Source organism: Micromonospora sp. WMMA1923, from assembly GCF_049179195.1.
GTDB lineage: Bacteria > Actinomycetota > Actinomycetes > Mycobacteriales > Micromonosporaceae > Micromonospora > Micromonospora yangpuensis.
This window is the reverse complement of the sequence record NZ_JBMHLZ010000001.1, coordinates 5,632,729-5,648,244: the sequence shown is the minus strand read 5'-3', so window position 1 is coordinate 5,648,244 and position 15,516 is coordinate 5,632,729. Positions and strand designations below refer to the sequence as shown.

At 71.9% G+C, this 15,516-nt stretch carries 13 protein-coding genes and 1 pseudogene; all 14 read right to left on the bottom strand.

Going from position 1 to position 15,516, the window contains the following annotated elements:
- Positions 1 to 144: 144 nt before the first annotated feature.
- Positions 145 to 1,365 carry an LCP family protein gene (locus ACN28G_RS25685; protein ID WP_421480519.1) on the bottom strand — a complete coding sequence of 407 codons (1,221 nt, stop codon included), beginning with the start codon at positions 1,363 to 1,365 and terminating at the stop codon, positions 145 to 147.
- 77 nt (positions 1,366 to 1,442) lie between these two features.
- Entirely contained in the window at positions 1,443 to 2,420 is a 978-nt protein-coding gene (locus ACN28G_RS25680) for an NAD-dependent epimerase/dehydratase family protein (RefSeq protein ID WP_091432290.1), read from the bottom strand.
- A gap of 146 nt (positions 2,421 to 2,566) precedes the next feature.
- Complete coding sequence (locus ACN28G_RS25675; protein ID WP_421480518.1) at positions 2,567 to 4,243, bottom strand: cation acetate symporter; 1,677 nt, start codon at positions 4,241 to 4,243, stop codon at positions 2,567 to 2,569.
- Positions 4,240 to 4,587, bottom strand: coding sequence for a DUF485 domain-containing protein (locus ACN28G_RS25670; protein ID WP_091432283.1), 348 nt, complete (start codon positions 4,585 to 4,587; stop codon positions 4,240 to 4,242). The genes ACN28G_RS25675 and ACN28G_RS25670 overlap by 4 nt, the downstream gene beginning before the upstream one ends.
- 344 nt (positions 4,588 to 4,931) lie before the next feature.
- A pseudogene (locus ACN28G_RS25665) lies at positions 4,932 to 5,486 on the bottom strand (flavin reductase family protein); the annotation flags it as partial.
- A gap of 6 nt (positions 5,487 to 5,492) precedes the next feature.
- Positions 5,493 to 6,008 carry an SRPBCC family protein gene (locus ACN28G_RS25660; RefSeq protein WP_421480517.1) on the bottom strand — a complete coding sequence of 172 codons (516 nt, stop codon included), beginning with the start codon at positions 6,006 to 6,008 and terminating at the stop codon, positions 5,493 to 5,495.
- Between the two features lie 47 nt (positions 6,009 to 6,055).
- Positions 6,056 to 6,712, bottom strand: coding sequence for a hypothetical protein (locus ACN28G_RS25655; protein WP_421480516.1), 657 nt, complete (start codon positions 6,710 to 6,712; stop codon positions 6,056 to 6,058).
- 47 nt (positions 6,713 to 6,759) lie between these two features.
- On the bottom strand, positions 6,760 to 8,466 hold the full coding sequence (locus ACN28G_RS25650) for an ABC transporter permease (RefSeq protein WP_421480515.1): 1,707 nt from the start codon (positions 8,464 to 8,466) through the stop codon (positions 6,760 to 6,762).
- Positions 8,451 to 9,215 carry an ABC transporter ATP-binding protein gene (locus ACN28G_RS25645; protein ID WP_091432269.1) on the bottom strand — a complete coding sequence of 255 codons (765 nt, stop codon included), beginning with the start codon at positions 9,213 to 9,215 and terminating at the stop codon, positions 8,451 to 8,453. The genes ACN28G_RS25650 and ACN28G_RS25645 overlap by 16 nt, the downstream gene beginning before the upstream one ends.
- Positions 9,216 to 9,361: 146 nt before the next feature.
- Positions 9,362 to 11,002 (bottom strand): cation acetate symporter, encoded by a 1,641-nt coding sequence (locus ACN28G_RS25640; RefSeq protein WP_421480514.1) that lies wholly within the window; start codon positions 11,000 to 11,002, stop codon positions 9,362 to 9,364.
- Position 11,003: 1 nt separating this feature from the next.
- Entirely contained in the window at positions 11,004 to 11,408 is a 405-nt protein-coding gene (locus ACN28G_RS25635; protein ID WP_229688271.1) for a hypothetical protein, read from the bottom strand.
- Positions 11,409 to 11,542: 134 nt separating this feature from the next.
- Positions 11,543 to 13,531: a DUF4153 domain-containing protein gene (locus ACN28G_RS25630; RefSeq protein WP_421480513.1), complete on the bottom strand. Its 1,989-nt coding sequence runs from the start codon at positions 13,529 to 13,531 to the stop codon at positions 11,543 to 11,545.
- Positions 13,528 to 14,580 (bottom strand): HAMP domain-containing sensor histidine kinase, encoded by a 1,053-nt coding sequence (locus ACN28G_RS25625; protein ID WP_091445652.1) that lies wholly within the window; start codon positions 14,578 to 14,580, stop codon positions 13,528 to 13,530. The genes ACN28G_RS25630 and ACN28G_RS25625 overlap by 4 nt, the downstream gene beginning before the upstream one ends.
- Positions 14,577 to 15,254, bottom strand: coding sequence for a response regulator transcription factor (locus ACN28G_RS25620; protein WP_091445649.1), 678 nt, complete (start codon positions 15,252 to 15,254; stop codon positions 14,577 to 14,579). The genes ACN28G_RS25625 and ACN28G_RS25620 overlap by 4 nt, the downstream gene beginning before the upstream one ends.
- Between the last annotated feature and the right edge of the window lie 262 nt (positions 15,255 to 15,516).

Genomic DNA, 15,516 nt, shown 5'->3' with positions numbered 1-15,516 from the left:
ATCTGCCGTTGTTCTTCCTGCTCGCCTCAATTAACTGGCCGAACGTACCGACGGATACGACCGGTCGGTGACCGGTGGCGCGGCGCGCACCCACGGTCACCGACCGACGATGACGTCTGTCGAAACGAATTCGAAACGGAACCGTCAACTACCGCCCGAGTCGGCGGGCTTCTCGTTGGCCTGCACCCACTCGGCCATGGTGTCCGCGGTGATGGCCTGGTACATCGCCAGAGCCTTCTCCCGGTCGGAGACCACCACCGACTCGCCGTTGATGGTCTCGCTGCCCGCGTGCGGGCTGGTCACGAAGGTGAGGTTCTCGCCGCGCAGATTGCGGAACTGCAGCGCCATGTCGGCCAGGGAGAAGCCCTGGTCCACGGTGACCGCGTCGGTCGTCGCCCGCAGGAACGCGTTCAGCTTGGGCGGGTTGGTCAGGGTGCCCGAGCTGGCGGCCTTGTCCATCAACGCGCGGAGGAACTCCTGCTGGTGACGCATTCGGGCGAAGTCACCGTCCGGGAACTGCTTGCGCTGCCGGATCCAGTCCAGGGCCTCGGCGCCGTTCATGTGGTTGGTGCCCTTCTCGAAGGTCCGGAACGGCTTGTGGATCGAGGTGGTGGTCCGCTCGACCTTCAGGTCGACCCCACCGAGGGCATCGGTGACCTGCTTGAAACCGGCGAAGTCGATGGCCATCACGTGGTCCAACCGGACATCGGTGAAGCACTCCACGGTGCGTACCGCCAGCGGCAGTCCACCGAATGCGAAGGCCGCGTTGATCTTGCCTCGGTTGCCCGATCCGCACTCCGCGTTGGCCGCCTCCGGGATCGGCACGTACAGGTCCCGGGGAATGGAGACCAGGTAGGCGGAGCGGTGGTCGGAGGGAATGTGCATCACGATGATCGTGTCGGCCCGCCACCTGCTCGCCTCTTCGACCGGGGCGTCCGGGTCCCGGGAGTCGCTGCCGACCAGCAGGATGTTCAGCGCACCGTCCACGGTCTTCGCCGGCCGGCCGCCGGTGATCTCGGAGAACGGGTCGGTGCGGGCCAGGTCGCTGTTGAGGCTGCGGGTGTAGAACCACGCCCCGCCCCCGCCGACCAGCGCCAGGACCAGCGCGACCACCCCGACCACCAGGACGCCGCGCCGCCAGCGCGGCTGCCGACCGCGGGGGGCGGGGCCGGCCGGTCCGTCGGGTTGACGTGGCCCGCCCGGCCCACCCGGGCCGGCGCCCGCCGGGCCGTCGTCGTGCGACGGGTACCACTGGGCGGCCGGCCGGGACCGGCCGGCGCCCCGGGCCGGGCCGGGGACCGACGCGCGCCCGGCACCACGGTGCAGGTACGGAAGCGAATCACCGGCTGAGCTGGTCGCTGACATGTAACTCAGGGTACGTAGCGCGCGCCAGTATTGCCCTCAGGCGATGTACAGGTTGGCCTCGGCGAGTGTCGCGCCGGTCACCCCAGTCGCTGACGGAAGTGCTCGATGGTCCGCCGCAGCCCGTCCTCCGGGCCCACCGTCGGGGCGTATCCGAGCAGTTCCCGGGCGCGGGTGAGGTCCGGTCGGCGCTTCTCCGGATCGTCGGCACTCCGAGTGACGTAGGTCACCTCGGAGCTGCTGCCGGAGAGTGACACGATCAACTCAGCCAGTTGCCGCATGGTCAGCTCGTGCTCGGTGCCGCAGTTGACCGGGCCGGTCTCGGTCGAGTCGAGCAGCAGCAGGATGCCCCGCACCAGGTCGTCGACGAAACAGATCGAGCGGGTCTGGTTCCCCGTACCGTGCACGGTGATCGGCTCACCGCGCAGCGCCTGGGAGATGAAGGTGGGGATGGCCCGACCGTCGTCCGGGCGCATCCGCGGCCCGTACGTGTTGAAGATCCGGACGATCGCCGCGTCCAGCCCCCGGTACCGGTGGTAGGCCATGGTGGCCGCCTCGGAGAACCGCTTGGCCTCGTCGTAGACGCTGCGTACCCCGATCGGGTTGACGTTGCCCCAGTACGTCTCCGGTTGCGGGTGCTCCAGCGGATCGCCGTACGCCTCGCTGGTGGAGGCCATCAGGAACCGGGCACCGTCGGCGACCGCGCGCTCCAGCAGGTGCAGGGTGCCGACCGAACCGACCCGCAGGATCTCCACCGGCAGGGTGGCGAAGTCGGTCGGGCTGGCCGGCGAGGCCATGTGCAGGATGGCGTCGAAGCGCTCGGCCAGGGCCGGGTGGTCGGTCGGCAGCCCGTCGGAGATGTCCGCCTCGACCAGCGTGAAGCCCGGCCGGTCGACCAGGTGGGCGACGTTCTCCTTGGACCCGGTGACGAAGTTGTCGAGCACCACCACCGCGCAGCCCCGGGCGACGAGCGAGTCGACCAGGTGCGACGGCACGAAACCGGCCCCCCCGGTGACGAGGACACGATGACCGGTACCGAAGCGCGGAGCAACCTTCATACCCGCACCCTACCGATAAAGGAAGGGCCCCCTGTTAACGCCTGGCGTATAGCAGGGGACCCCTCTCACCTTCGGGCCGAGTGGCGCGGCCAGGGTGCCGGTGAAACTGTGACCGGCGGGCCGGCCGGGGTGCGGCCAGGTCCGGCTCAGTGCGCGCCGGCGCCGGTAAGCGAGCGCACCTCCAACTCCGCGTACTTGTCCTCGTCGTGCTCCTTGGAGATGAGGGTGCCGATCCAGCCGCAGAGGAAACCGAACGGGATGGAGAGGATGCCCGGGTTGGACAGCGGGAACCACTGCCAGTCGTGATCCGGGAACATCGCCGTCGGCGCGCCGGAGACCACCGGTGAGAAGAACACCAGCAGCACCGCCGCCAGCAGACCGCCGTAGATCGACCAGACCGCGCCCGAGGTGTTGAACCGCTTCCAGAACAGGCTGTACAGGATCGCCGGCAGGTTGCCGGAGGCGGCCACCGCGAAGGCCAGCGCCACCAGGAAGGCCACGTTCAGGTTCTGCGCGAAGATCGACAGTACGATGGCGACCGCGCCGATGACGAAGGCCGAGATCCGCGCGACGTTCACCTCCTGCCGCTCGGACGCCTCGCCCCGCTTGATCACGTTGGCGTAGAAGTCGTGCGCCAGGCTGGACGAGGAGGCCAGGGTCAGCCCGGCCACCACCGCCAGGATGGTGGCGAAGGCGACCGCCGCGATGATCGCCAGCATGGCCGCGCCACCGATGTCCCCGCCGAAGAAGTCGATGCCCAGCCGCTCGGCGAGCTGCGGCGCCGCCGTGTTGCCGGCCTTGTCCTGCGCGACGATCGCCTCGCTGCCGACCAGCGCCGCCGCGCCGAAGCCGAGGGCCAGGGTGAACAGGTAGAACGTGCCGATGATGCCGATCGCCCAGAGCACGCTCTTGCGGGCGGCCTTGGCGGTGGGCACGGTGTAGAACCGGATCAGGATGTGCGGTAGGCCGGCCGTGCCGAGCACCAGCGCGATGCCGAGCGAGAGCAGGTCCACCTTGTTGTAGAACGTCTGCGTCGCGTTGCCGGCGACCTCCACGCCGTACCGCAGCCCGGGTTCCAGGAATGCGGTGCCCTGACCCGACGAGGCCGCCGCGTCGCCGAGCAGCGCGGAGAGGTTGAAGTTGTACTTGGCCAACACCAGGATGGTCATCAGCAGCGTGCCACCCATCAGCAGCACCGCCTTGACGATCTGCACGTAGGTGGTGCCCTTCATCCCGCCGACCGTGACGTAGATGATCATCAGTGCGCCGACCAGCACGATCGTGGCGACCTTGGCGGTGTCGGCGCCCATGCCGAGGAACGTGGTCCCCGGCCGGATGCCGAGCAGCAGCGCCACCAACGCGCCCGCCCCGACCATCTGGGCCAGCAGGTAGAAGATCGACACCGTGATGGTGGAGACCGCCGCCGCCGTCCGCACCGGACGCTGCCGCATCCGGAACGCCAGCACGTCGGCCATGGTGTACCGGCCGGAGTTCCGCAGCAGCTCCGCCACCAGCAGCAACGCGACCAGCCAGGCGACCAGGAAGCCGATCGAGTAGAGGAAGCCGTCGTAGCCGTACAGGGCGATCAGGCCGGCGATGCCGAGGAACGAGGCGGCCGACATGTAGTCGCCGCCGATGGCCAGACCGTTCTGGAAGCCGGTGAAGGACCGGCCGCCGGCGTAGAAGTCCGTCGCCGTCTTGGTCTGCCGGCTGGCCCAGATGGTGATCGCCAGGGTGCCGGCCACCAGCAGCAGGAACAGCGTGATGGTCAGCGTACGGGCGGTACCACCGCCGCTGGCCTCCGCCGCGAAGAGTGCGCTCACGACTCACCTCCGGTGAGCTCGCCGCGGATCTTGTCGGCGATCGGGTCGATCTTCCGGTCGGCGTACCGCGAGTAGAACCAGGCGATCAGGAACGTCGAGACGAACTGGAGCAGGCCGAAGATCAGCGCCACGTTGATGTTGGTGCCGAACAGTTTCGTGCCCATGAAGCCCCGGGCGTACGCGGAGAGAATGACGTAGAGCGCGTACCACAGGAAGAACGCGACGGTCATCGGGAAGACGAAGCCGCGCAGCGCGCGACGCAACCCGGCGAACTCGTCCGACCGTTGTACGGCGAGGTACCGCTCGGGCCCGTGGGGGGCCGAAGCGGGTGTGTCCGTGGACATCTGTGGATCACCACCTTCACAGGCGTGGGGGTTTGGGCGACCGTAGGAAGCGCACCGCCCTACCGGATAGGCCCAGATCGGTACCGGTCGACGGCTGCGCCGAACGGCCGACTAGCTGCGCCCAGTGACCCACGTCACCCCGCCGAACGGTCCCCCCCCCCCGTGCAAGGAAGGGCCCCTTGTTAACGCTTCCGGTATAGCAGGGCACCCTTCTCACCTCGCCGGCTCATCCCCCGCCCGCCGCCGAACGTCAGCCCCCGCAGCCCGCAGCCCGCAGCCCGCAGCCCGCAGCCCGTTGCTGGGCGGGTGACGGCGGCAGGCATGTCCGATGCTGTCGAGGGCGGTCAGTCCTTCAGGGTGTGGTAGCGGCCTCGGTAATGCAGCAGGGGTGCGGTCTCCTCGGCCAGTTCCACCGTCTCGATCGTGGCCTCCACCAGCAGGCCCCAGCCGTATTCGCGGGCGACGTCCAGGCGGCACCCCGCCCAGCCACCGGCGTCGGCCGGCACCGGCCCGTACGACGTTTCGGTCCACTCGCCGGTGGCGAAGAGGCCACCCGGGGCCGGGAAGAGGCCGGCGAAACGGTCGGCGAGTTGCCGGTGTGGCGGGCCCAACTGGGCAACCGTGAACCGACCGGAATCCTCGACCGCCGCCCACAGGTCCGACTCCGGATCGATCAGCCCGAGCAGCCGGTCCGGCTCGCCCTCGGCGACCAGCGTGGACGATACGGTCAGCCCGGCCGGGCCGGGCGCCGTCCAGAGGGTGACCGGGGCGGCCAGCCGCCCCCGCAACCGCCGGACCGGCGAGCGGTCACCGACGGGTACGGCGAAGGGGTCGGTGTGGTGGATCTCGGCACCCGGCTCATGATTCACGTGAAACATTGTGCCGCGCCGGACTGGGGCACGAAGCTAACCGTGACTCTCCGGCTGTTGAGCGGGCCCGGAGAGGGATTCCCGGGCAGCGGCGAGCACCTGCTCGTCGGCGCAGCCGGCGGCGTACCCGGTGATTCTCCGGCGGATGTCCCGGCCGAGCAGCCAGACCCCGACCCGGTCGGCGATCGGGCGCAGGAACGCCGGCCGGCAGCGGAAGCTGTACCGCCAGGTGGCGAGCGTGGTGTCCGGTTCGGGGCCGGGGGCGAACCGCCAGCCACCGGCGAACATCTCGAAGAACCACGGCCCCCGGATCATCTTCATCCCGACGTTGGTCGGCGGGGCGAAGGAGACGTACTCGCTGACCATGGTCAGCCCGTGCCGGGAGCGGGTGAAGGTACGCACCCCCTTGCCGGGGCGGGTGGCACCGTCGACGAAGTGCTGTTCCCGGACGAAGGGATCCCAGCGGTACCGCACCGGCGCGACCGTCTGCGACACGGCGAAGGCCAGCTCGGGGGCCACGGGAACGATGATCACCGACTCGACGACAGGCATCGCCCCATTGTGCGCCCGCCACCCATGGCCGGCCCGAGCGAGTCGGCTCAACCGCCGGTGCCCTCCGGGGCGTGGTCGGGGGTGAAGGCGCCGCCGTCCTGACCGGTGTCGAGGTAGACGTGCTGGTGGCCGTGGCCCGCGTCGATGTTGATCTGGTCGAGCTGGGTCGCGGCCACCGACCAGGTGGTGGCGGCGAGGGTCGCCTGCCGGACCGCGATGTCGGTGAGCGCCTTGCGGTTGGCCGCCGGTGACTCCGCCGCCAGGGCGTACGCGTCCACCGCCACGGCGGCCTGGTCGACGGCGCTGCGCAGCCCACCGCGGGCGACGTTGGTGGCGGTGCTGCCGGACGGCGGGTTGGCGAACGGCTCGGCGACCGTACGCATGGTCTGCTGCCACTGGCGGGCCTGCGCCGGGTCGGGTGCCGGTCCGTCCGGCCGCAGCGCGGTGAGGATGGGCGAGAGCTGGTCGCGGGTCTGCCGGGCCAGCGCGGTGAGGTCGGCGATCTGCTGTACGTCGCGTTCGGTCTCGGCGCGTCGCATGTCGGCGATGCTGGCCTCGGTGGCATCCGGTCGTCCCACGCCGTAGCCGATGCCACCGCCCAGCAGGACCGCCGCCGCGACGAGCCCCACGCCGACCGCGACGAGACGTCGCCGGTTGTCGGGGCGGGCCAGCAGGTAGGAAGGCTTACCGGTCCGGCGCGACATCGTGCCTCCTCGATCCGCCAGTCGATGGGGATGGAGTGTACCCATCCTCAGCGGCGTGGGGTCACCGTCGCGAGCAGCTCCGGCATCCGGCGGTCCAGAACGTCTCCGGCCAGGTACGCGCCGAGCCACGCCGCGCCCACCCCGTACGCCACGCCGACCGGTAGCGCGAACCAGTACCAGGCGTCGCCGAGCAGGACGGCGGCGACCAGCATCGGGATCGCCACGACCGCCGAGACGATCATCGACACCAGGGTGAGCATGCTGCGGGCGATCCCCGCGCCGGTGTTCATCGCGAACGGGTTGCTCGTTTCCGGCAGCGAGTACGCGCCCAGCACCGACAGGAAGGAGTTGACCGCCAGCCCGCCGCCGTAGGTGGCGAAGAGGACGCCCAACGTCAGGCCGATCCAGGCCGGCTCACCCAGCACCAGCACCATGACGGCCGAGAGCGCCCCCAGCAGCGGCACCACGTAGGCCGAGAAGGCCACCATCCGGGCCTGCAACTCGACCCGGCCGGGCACCCCGGCGACCACGTTCGCCGCGTACGCGCTGCCGTCGAAACCGAACTGGTTGGCGAGCGTCACCGCGGCCAGCACCCCGACGAAGACCATCGACACGCTTGCCGTCAGCGGTGAGGTCGGACCGGCGGAGCTGAACCCCTGCTCGCTGTCGAAGACGAAACCGGCGCCGCCAACGTTGATCATCACCGGCACGAAGATCCCGACCATCACGAGGGTGATCAGGTTGGCCCGGCGGCGGGCGTCCCGCCACCAGTACCGGCACTCGCGGGCCACCAGCGCACCGAACCGGGTCCGCCCGAGCCAGCCCAGCGGCCGGGGAAACAGCCGGGCCACGGCGGTGCCGGCCGGGCCACGGCGGGCCGGGGCGGCACCGGCGCTGGCCGTACCGGTCATCGCCGACTCCAACGACCGGGACCACCAGAGCAACAGTGCCGCGACGCTCACCCCGGTGATCAGCAACTTCAGCGCGGCGGCCCAGGCCCGTCCCTCGGCCACCTCGATGCCGGCGCTCCACGGTGCGCCGAGCGGGGTCCAGCCGACCACCCGGGCGATCCCCAGCAGCCGGTCCCAGTCCGCGTCGCGCAGCGCGGCGGTGAGCGCGAGCTGGATCGGGGCGAGCATGGCCGCCAACACCGCGAGCAGGACGGCCGCCAGGTCACGGACCCGACGGGACCGGAGCATGGTGGCGAACGCGCTGGTCAACGCCCGACTGCCGGCGACGCAGAGCAACAACCCGGAGAGCACCCCGAGTACGCTGACCACGGCCGCCGCCCAGCCGCCGAGCAGGCCGGCGGTGAGCACCAGCCCGGCGAACGCGACAAGCGCCGCCACCATCGGCACGCTGACCAGGGCGGCGGCGCAGAGCCCGGTGACCAGGGTCCGCCGGCTCAGCGGCAGCAGCGCGAACCGGGCCGGGTCGAGCGTCTCGTCCACCCCGAAGAAGACCAGCGGCAGGACCAGCCAGCCCAGGGTCACCAGGCCGCCGCCGAGCGCACCGGCCAGGATCGCGTACCGGCCGCCGTCGGCCAGGCCGGGCGCGGCGAACAGGAAGAAGCCACCCACCGCGAACCAGAGACCGAAGAACACCCCGAGTACGAACAGCGCCACGCGCCAGCTCTGGCCTCGGAGATTGTTCCTGGTCACCCGCAGCTTCAGCCGGACGAAGTGTCGGGCCCGGACCGGCCGGAGGTGTTCGGTGGGCGCGACGACCGGCGGGGTGGTCACCGGGACAGCCACGCCAACTCCTCACCCGTCGCGGTCCGACCACCGACCACCTCGACGAAGACGTCCTCCAGCGCCCGGCCGGCGCGTACCTCGTCGATGGTGCCGACCCGCTTGATCACCCCGTCGGCGAGGATCGCCACGTGCGAGCAGAGCCGCTCGACGACCTCCATGACGTGGCTGGAGAAGACCACCGTCCCGCCACCGGTGACGTACCGGTGCAGGATGTCGCGGATCAGCGCGGCGGAGACCGGGTCGACCGCCTCGAACGGCTCGTCCAGTACCAGCAGCCGGGGGCCGTGCAGCAGCGCGCAGGCCAGGCCGATCTTCTTCTTCATGCCGGCCGAGTAGTCGACCACCAGCGTCCGGCCGGCGTCGCCGAGCGCGAGGACGTCCAGCAGCTCGGCCGCGCGCCGGTCCACCACCGCCGGGTCCATGCCGCGCAACAAGCCGTGGTACGCCAGCAGCTCCGCCCCGTCGAGCCGGTCGAAGAGGCGTACCCCGTCGGGCATCACGCCGAGTAGTTGCTTGGCGCGTACCGGGTCGGTCCAGACGTCGTACCCGAGCACCTGGGCCTGGCCACCGTCGGGGCGCAGCAGGCCGACGGCCATCGACAGGGTGGTGGTCTTGCCCGCGCCGTTCGGGCCGAGCAGGCCGTAGAACGACCCGGTCGGCACGTCCAGGTCGACGCCGGCGACCGCCACCTTGCTGTCGAACCGCTTGACCAGCCCGCGCAGCGCGAGCGCCCGGTGCTCCTCAGTCATGCCTGCGACCCTAGCCCGCGACCGCCACCGGCTGATCCCGCCGCGGTACGACCTGTGTCTCCTCCCCAGGCAGGAGCTTCGTCCGCCCCGGTGGGCGGTGAGAGGGGTGCCCCGCTATACGAAAAGCGTTAACAGGGGGCCCTTCCTTACAGGCGGAGGGCTTCGGGGGTGTGGAGGCGGAGCATGATGGTGGCGACGTCGGTGGGGGCATGGCGGCGGGTGAGCATCGACACCGCGATCATCACCGAGAAGGCCAGCGGCACCGTCCAGGCGGCGGGCTGGGCGACGAGCGTGGCCGGCCAGCCCGACAGCGGTGGGCCGAGCACGGTGACCAGGGCGGCGGTGATCGCCGCGCCGCCACCGGCGAGCACTCCGGCGGTGGCGCCCAGGTCGGTCAGGCCGCGCCACCAGATGCCGAGCACCAGCAGCGGGCAGAAGCTGGACGCGGCTACCGCGAAGGCCAGCCCGACCACCTGCGACACGTCCAGCCCGGAGACGTTCAGCGCCAGCGCGGCCGGGATCCCACCGGCGATCACCGTGGCGAGCCGGAAGTCGCGCACCGAGCCGCGGCCCAGCACGTCCGTCCAGATCACCCCGGCGACGCTGGTGAGCAGGCCGGACGAGGTGGAGAGGAAGGCCGCGAACGCCCCGGCGGCGACCAGCGCGGCGAGCAGCCGGCCGGTGGTGCCGTCGCCGAGGGCCGCCCCGGGCAGCAGCACCACCACGGCGTCGGTCTCTCCGCTGACCAGCAGTTGCGGGGTGTAGATCCGGCCGAGTACCCCGTACAGGGTGGGTAGCAGGTAGAAGACGCCGACCAGGGCCAGCACCACCAGGGTGGTCCGGCGGGCGGCGGCCCCGTCCGGGTTGGTGTAGAACCGCACGAGCACGTGCGGCAGGCCCATGGTGCCCAGGAACGTGGCCAGGATCAGCGAGTAGGTGGCGAAGAGTCCCCGGTCGTCGTCCCCGGCGGTGCTGGGCAGCAGCCAGTCGGCGGCGCTGGTGGCGGTGCCGGTGATCTCGGGTACCGGGTCACCGGCGGCGAAGGTCAGCTCGTCGCCGGGGCGTACCTGCCGGGTGTCGCCGTCGGGCAGGGTGAGGGTCGCGCGGTGCTCGACCACGACGGTGGTCGCGGTCCGGAACGTCGGCCCGTCGGGCGGGGTCACCGCGGGGCGGGCGTCGGCCTGCCACTGCAACGCCAGGAAGATCACGGGTACGGCCAGCGCGGTCAGCTTCAGCCAGTACTGGAACGCCTGGACGAAGGTGATCGCCCGCATCCCGCCGAGCGCCACGTTGGCGGTGACCACCACCGCCACCAGCAGCGCCCCCACCGGGTACGGCGAGCCGGTGAGCGTGGCCAGGGTGAGCCCCGCCCCCTGCAGCTGCGGCACCAGGTACAGCCACCCGATGAAGATCACGAAGACGGTGGCCAGGGTACGCAGCCGACGCGAGCCCAACCGCAGCTCGCAGAAGTCCGGCAGGGTGAACGCGCCGGAGCGGCGCAGCGGTGCGGCGACGAAGAGCAGCAACGCCAGGTAGCCGGCGGCGAAACCGACCGGGTACCAGAGCACGTCCACGCCGTACTTGAGGACCAGCCCGGCGATGCCGAGGAAGCTGGCCGCCGACAGGTACTCCCCGCCGATAGCGGCGGCGTTCCAGGTCGGGCTGACCGACCGGGAGGCGACCAGGAAGTCGGAGGTGGTCCGGGCCAGCCGCAGCCCGTAGAAGCCGATCCCGACGGTGACCAGGGTGACCGCCACGATCGCCGGTACCACGTAGACGTTGCCCACCTCAGCGCTCCGGCCGCTGCACCAGGTGGGTGAAATCCTGCTCGTTGCGTTCGGCCAGCCGCACGTACACCCAGCCGACGGCGATCAGGAACGGAAAGGACACCACCCCCAGCAGCAGCCACGGCAGGTTGACGCCGAACAGGGTGGCCCGCCCGATCGACGGGGCGATCGCGAAGAGCAGCGGCAGCCCGCCCAGCCCGATCGCCACCACCAGCGACATCCGGACGGCCAGCGCGAGCTGGGCCCGGACCAGGCCCCGGACCAGCGCCTCGCCCACCCGGGTCTGCTCGGTCAGCTCGGCCCGGGTCCGGTCGGCGGCGGTGTCGCTGCGCACCACCTCGGCGAGCACGACACGGGTCCGCCCGGTCGGTTCCGGTCGCCGGGGTGCGGGGATGGGTGCGGCCACTGACGCAGTCTCACCGCCCGCCCCCGTTTGTCAAGGCCCGCTCGTCGGGGTTGGCCGACCCCGCCGGCCGTCGGGTGTGCAGGCGATCGGTGGGGCCGCCGGTCGTCGGGTTTCGGACGACCGGCGGCCGGCCGTCACCGGGACCAGTCGGGCGGGCAGGCCAGGTCGTCCGCCCGGACCGGGCGGTCGGTCAACCGGTCGCGGGCCCGCGACCGTCCCAGGTTCGCCGCCCACAGGCCGTCGGCGGGTACCGCGTCGGCGACGGACCGCAGCGCGCACGAGCGTTGCGGCTCCGGCAACCGGTCCAGGGCGACGACGGCGTCGGCAGAGAGCCGGGACAGGTAGTCGAGATCGATCGAGCCGGTCCGCAGGTACCGGTCCACGTTGCGGTCCGCGATCGACCGGTCCGGGTCCACCGCCGCCAGACCGAGCAGGGCGACGACGGCGGTACCGACGACGAGCGAGGGCAGCCAGCCGGCGCGCATCCGCAGCACCGCCACCGCCACGAAGACGAAGATCAACCCGAGGGCCAGCTCGACGGTCGCCACGAACAGCCGCAGCCGGGTCGCCCCGTACGCGTCGGTGTAGACCTGCATCCGGTACAGCGCGGAGGCGACGACGACCAGACTCAGCCCGGTGAGCGTGCCGAGCAGGACCCGGAACAGGATCCGGTCGGCGCGGGTGGCGCGCGGTGCCCACCGACCGGCGCCGGCCAGCACCAGCAGGGTGAGGGCGGAGACGGCGAGTAGTTGCCAGAACCCGCCCCGGGCGTACTCGGCGTAGCTCAGCCCGGCGGTGGTCAACACGTGTCCGGCGCCGCCGAAGAGCACGGTCAGCTGGACCAGGACGAAGGCGGCGAAGAGCACATCCAGCAACCCCAGCGGTACCGCCCATTCCAGCCGGCGTACCGGCCGGGCCGCGCCGACGTGCAGGCCGGTCAGGTCGGGCGGCGCCGCCAGCAGGTACGCCGCACCGAGCAGCGCCGCCCCCACCAACAGGAACCGGAAGACCCAACCGATGACCCCCGGTACGGAGACCTCCGGCAGCAGGTTTCCGAGCAGGTCGGCGAAGACCGCGTCGGCGGAGGAGAAGAGCAGCCCGAAGACGAGCAGCAGCACCGCCGTGACGCCCGCACTGACCAGTACCCGCCCCACCCCACCCGGACCGGTGCCGCCGTGCGGTCGGTGCCGGCTCCGGCTCGCCCAGGGCAGGGCCCGGAACACGGCGGCCGGCGGGAGCCACGCGCCCACCAGCATGCCCAGCGGACTCCGCCCACCGGTCACCGCCAACGTGCCGGTGACCACGGCGGCGAGCAGACAGAGCACGAAGAGCCAACCGGCGGCCCGGACCGGCCCCACCGCGACGAGCGCCAGCGTGGCGCCGGCCCAACCGAACCGACCGATCCGCCCCGGCACCCCCGTGCCGTCGGGACGAACGGCCGGCCCGGCGGGCCCGGCGCTAGTTGCGGAACCGGCCGGCCCGGTGGGGGCAGCGCTAGCTGCGGGACCAGCCGGTCCGGCGGGGGCACCAGCGGACCCGGCGGGTCCGGTGTCACCAGCGGACCCGGCCGGCCCGGTGGGGGCACCAGCCGACCCGGCCGGTGCGGGTGGACCAGCGGAACCCACCGGCCCGACGCCACCCGGGGAGTCGGCCGGAGCCGCCGGCTCGGCCGGGTGGGCGGTGGCGGCGACGGTCGTCAGGGCCGCCGCCGCTGCCAGGGCGGCGACCAGCCAGCCCAGGCCGGGCCGGTCGAGGGGTACCACGGAGGCGCAGACGGCGGTCGCGGCGAGGACCGCCCCGAGAGCGACCGGACGGGCCGGTCGCCTCGGACCGGGCCAGCGCCGCTGTACCAGCGACGGCCGGGGCGCCGCTGGAAACGACGGCCGGGACGCCGGCGATGCGAGCGGCGGCCGGGACATCGCTGGTGGGAGCGGCTGCCGGGGCAGCGCCGGCTGCGGTGTCGGCGAGGACTTCGCCGCCTGCGGTATCGGCGAGGGCAGCGCCGGCTGCGGTGTCGGCGAGGGCAGCGGCGGCTGCGGCGTCGGCGAGGGCAGCGCCGGCTGCGGCGTCGAGGAGGGCAGCGGCGGTCGAGGCGTCGGGTCGGCGTCAGGCGGGTTGGTCATCGGGCCTCCTGTCCCATCGGGAGGGTCACCTGGATGCGGCAGCCGCCGCCTGGTGGGAGTGGATCGAGGACGGCGATGGTGCCGCCGTGCAGATGCACCACCCAGCGGGCGATGGCCAGGCCGAGGCCGGTACCGCCGTCGCCGGAGCGGTCGCCTCGGGTGAACCGTTCGAAGACCCGGGACCGTTCGGCCTCGGGGATGCCGGCACCCTCGTCGCTGACCTCGAAGTGCAGCAGGCCGTCCCGCTCCTCGGCGGTCACCCGGACCGTCGCCCCCGGTGGGCTGTGCCGGGCGGCGTTGTCCAGCAGGTTGGCGAAGACCTGGTGCAGCCGCCACGGGTCGGCGTACCCGGTCAACGGGGTGGCCAGGGGGCCGAGTTGGAAGCGGACGTCGCGGCCGACGCCGGCCGCGTTGGCAGCCGCGTGTTCCACCGCCTCGTCGAGGAAGTCGGCCAGGTCGATCCGGACCCGGCGCAGCGGCACCACGCCGGCGTCCAACCGGGACAGGTCCAGCAGGTCGACGACGAGGTGCCCGAGCCGCTCGGTCTGGGTGAGTGCGACGCGCAGGGTCGCCGGGTCGGGCTCGGCCACCCCGTCGACGAGGTTCTCCAGCACCCCCTGCAGGGAGGTGATCGGCGTGCGCAACTCGTGCGACACGTTGGCGATCAGCTCCCGGCGACGCTGGTCGGCGACGGCCAGGTCGGCTGCCATCTTGTTGAACGCCTGGGCCAGCTCGCCCACCTCGTCCCGGGAGGTGGCGCGGACCCGACGGCTGTAGTCGCCCCGGGCCATCGCGCCGGCCGCCGCCGTCATCTCGCGTAGCGGTGAGGTCATCCCGTGCGCCAGCACCTGGGAGGTCAGCAGCGCCAACCCGATGGCCGTCGCCGAGGTCATCGGGGGCAGCCAGCCGATGGCGTACCAGAAGTACGACAGCCCGGCGGTACCCGAGGTGACCAGCAGGACACCCAGCTTGACCTTGATGGAACGGACCGGATCCAACGGACGGGGCAGCACCCGGTTCAGCCAGATCACCGCGGCGTGGTCGGTCACGACGGAACCTCCAGGGCGTACCCGACGCCGTGTACGGTCCGGATCAGGTCCGCGCCGAGCTTGCGGCGCAGGGCCTTGACGTGGCTGTCCACGGTCCGGGTACCGGCACCGTCGGCCCAGCCCCAGACCTCGGCGAGCAGCCGCTCCCGGGGCAGCACCGTGCGGGGCCGGCCGGCAAGATGGACCAGCAGGTCGAACTCGATCGGGGTGAGGTGCACCTCCGCCCCGGCCCGGCGTACCCGCCGCTCGGCAAAGTTGATTTCGATGTCGCCGAGTTGGCGGGCCGGGGTCGGCACGGCGGTCAGCCGCTCGACCCGACGCAGCAGCACGTGCACCCGGGCGGCCAGCTCCCGCATCGAGAACGGCTTGGTCAGGTAGTCGTCGGCTCCCACCGCGAGCCCGACCAACAGGTCCGTCTCGTCACCCCGGGCGGTGAGCATCAGCACCGGCACCGGCCGGTCCACCTGGATCCGCCGGCACACCTCCAGGCCGTCGAACCCCGGCAACATCACATCGAGTACGACCAGGTCAGGCTGGCCCTCGTGGAACCGGTCAACCGCGCTCGGCCCGTCGGCGGCGACATCCACCGCGAAACCCTCGGCCCGCAACCGGGCGGCCACCGAATCGGCGATCGTCGGCTCGTCCTCGACCACCAGCACCCGGCGTTCCCTCATGCCCTCGAACTGTAGGCAGCAGCCGTGGAGATCGGTGGCGCAGGTTGTGAACAACCTGTGGAGAACGGGGCGTCGGGGCACCACGGCCAGCGGTGGTACTGGTCATCGGAGACTGATGATCGACTCGGTTGAGCTGATATGGCGGTATCAACAGGCCGCGGACCCCGCCATATCAGCCCAACCGAGTCGATCAACCGCCGCACGTTGTGCACAGGCTGTGGATAACTCGTCGAAGCTGTGGATAACTCGGTGGACAACGCCC

Coding starts and splice junctions, on each gene's coding strand:
- ACN28G_RS25685 (WP_421480519.1), bottom strand. CDS start 1,365: ATGTCAGCGACCAGCTCAGCCGGTGATTCGCTTCCGTACCTGCACCGT.
- ACN28G_RS25680 (WP_091432290.1), bottom strand. CDS start 2,420: ATGAAGGTTGCTCCGCGCTTCGGTACCGGTCATCGTGTCCTCGTCACC.
- ACN28G_RS25670 (WP_091432283.1), bottom strand. CDS start 4,587: ATGTCCACGGACACACCCGCTTCGGCCCCCCACGGGCCCGAGCGGTAC.
- ACN28G_RS25660 (WP_421480517.1), bottom strand. CDS start 6,008: ATGCCTGTCGTCGAGTCGGTGATCATCGTTCCCGTGGCCCCCGAGCTG.
- ACN28G_RS25655 (WP_421480516.1), bottom strand. CDS start 6,712: ATGTCGCGCCGGACCGGTAAGCCTTCCTACCTGCTGGCCCGCCCCGAC.
- ACN28G_RS25645 (WP_091432269.1), bottom strand. CDS start 9,215: ATGACTGAGGAGCACCGGGCGCTCGCGCTGCGCGGGCTGGTCAAGCGG.
- ACN28G_RS25630 (WP_421480513.1), bottom strand. CDS start 13,531: ATGACCAACCCGCCTGACGCCGACCCGACGCCTCGACCGCCGCTGCCC.
- ACN28G_RS25620 (WP_091445649.1), bottom strand. CDS start 15,254: ATGAGGGAACGCCGGGTGCTGGTGGTCGAGGACGAGCCGACGATCGCC.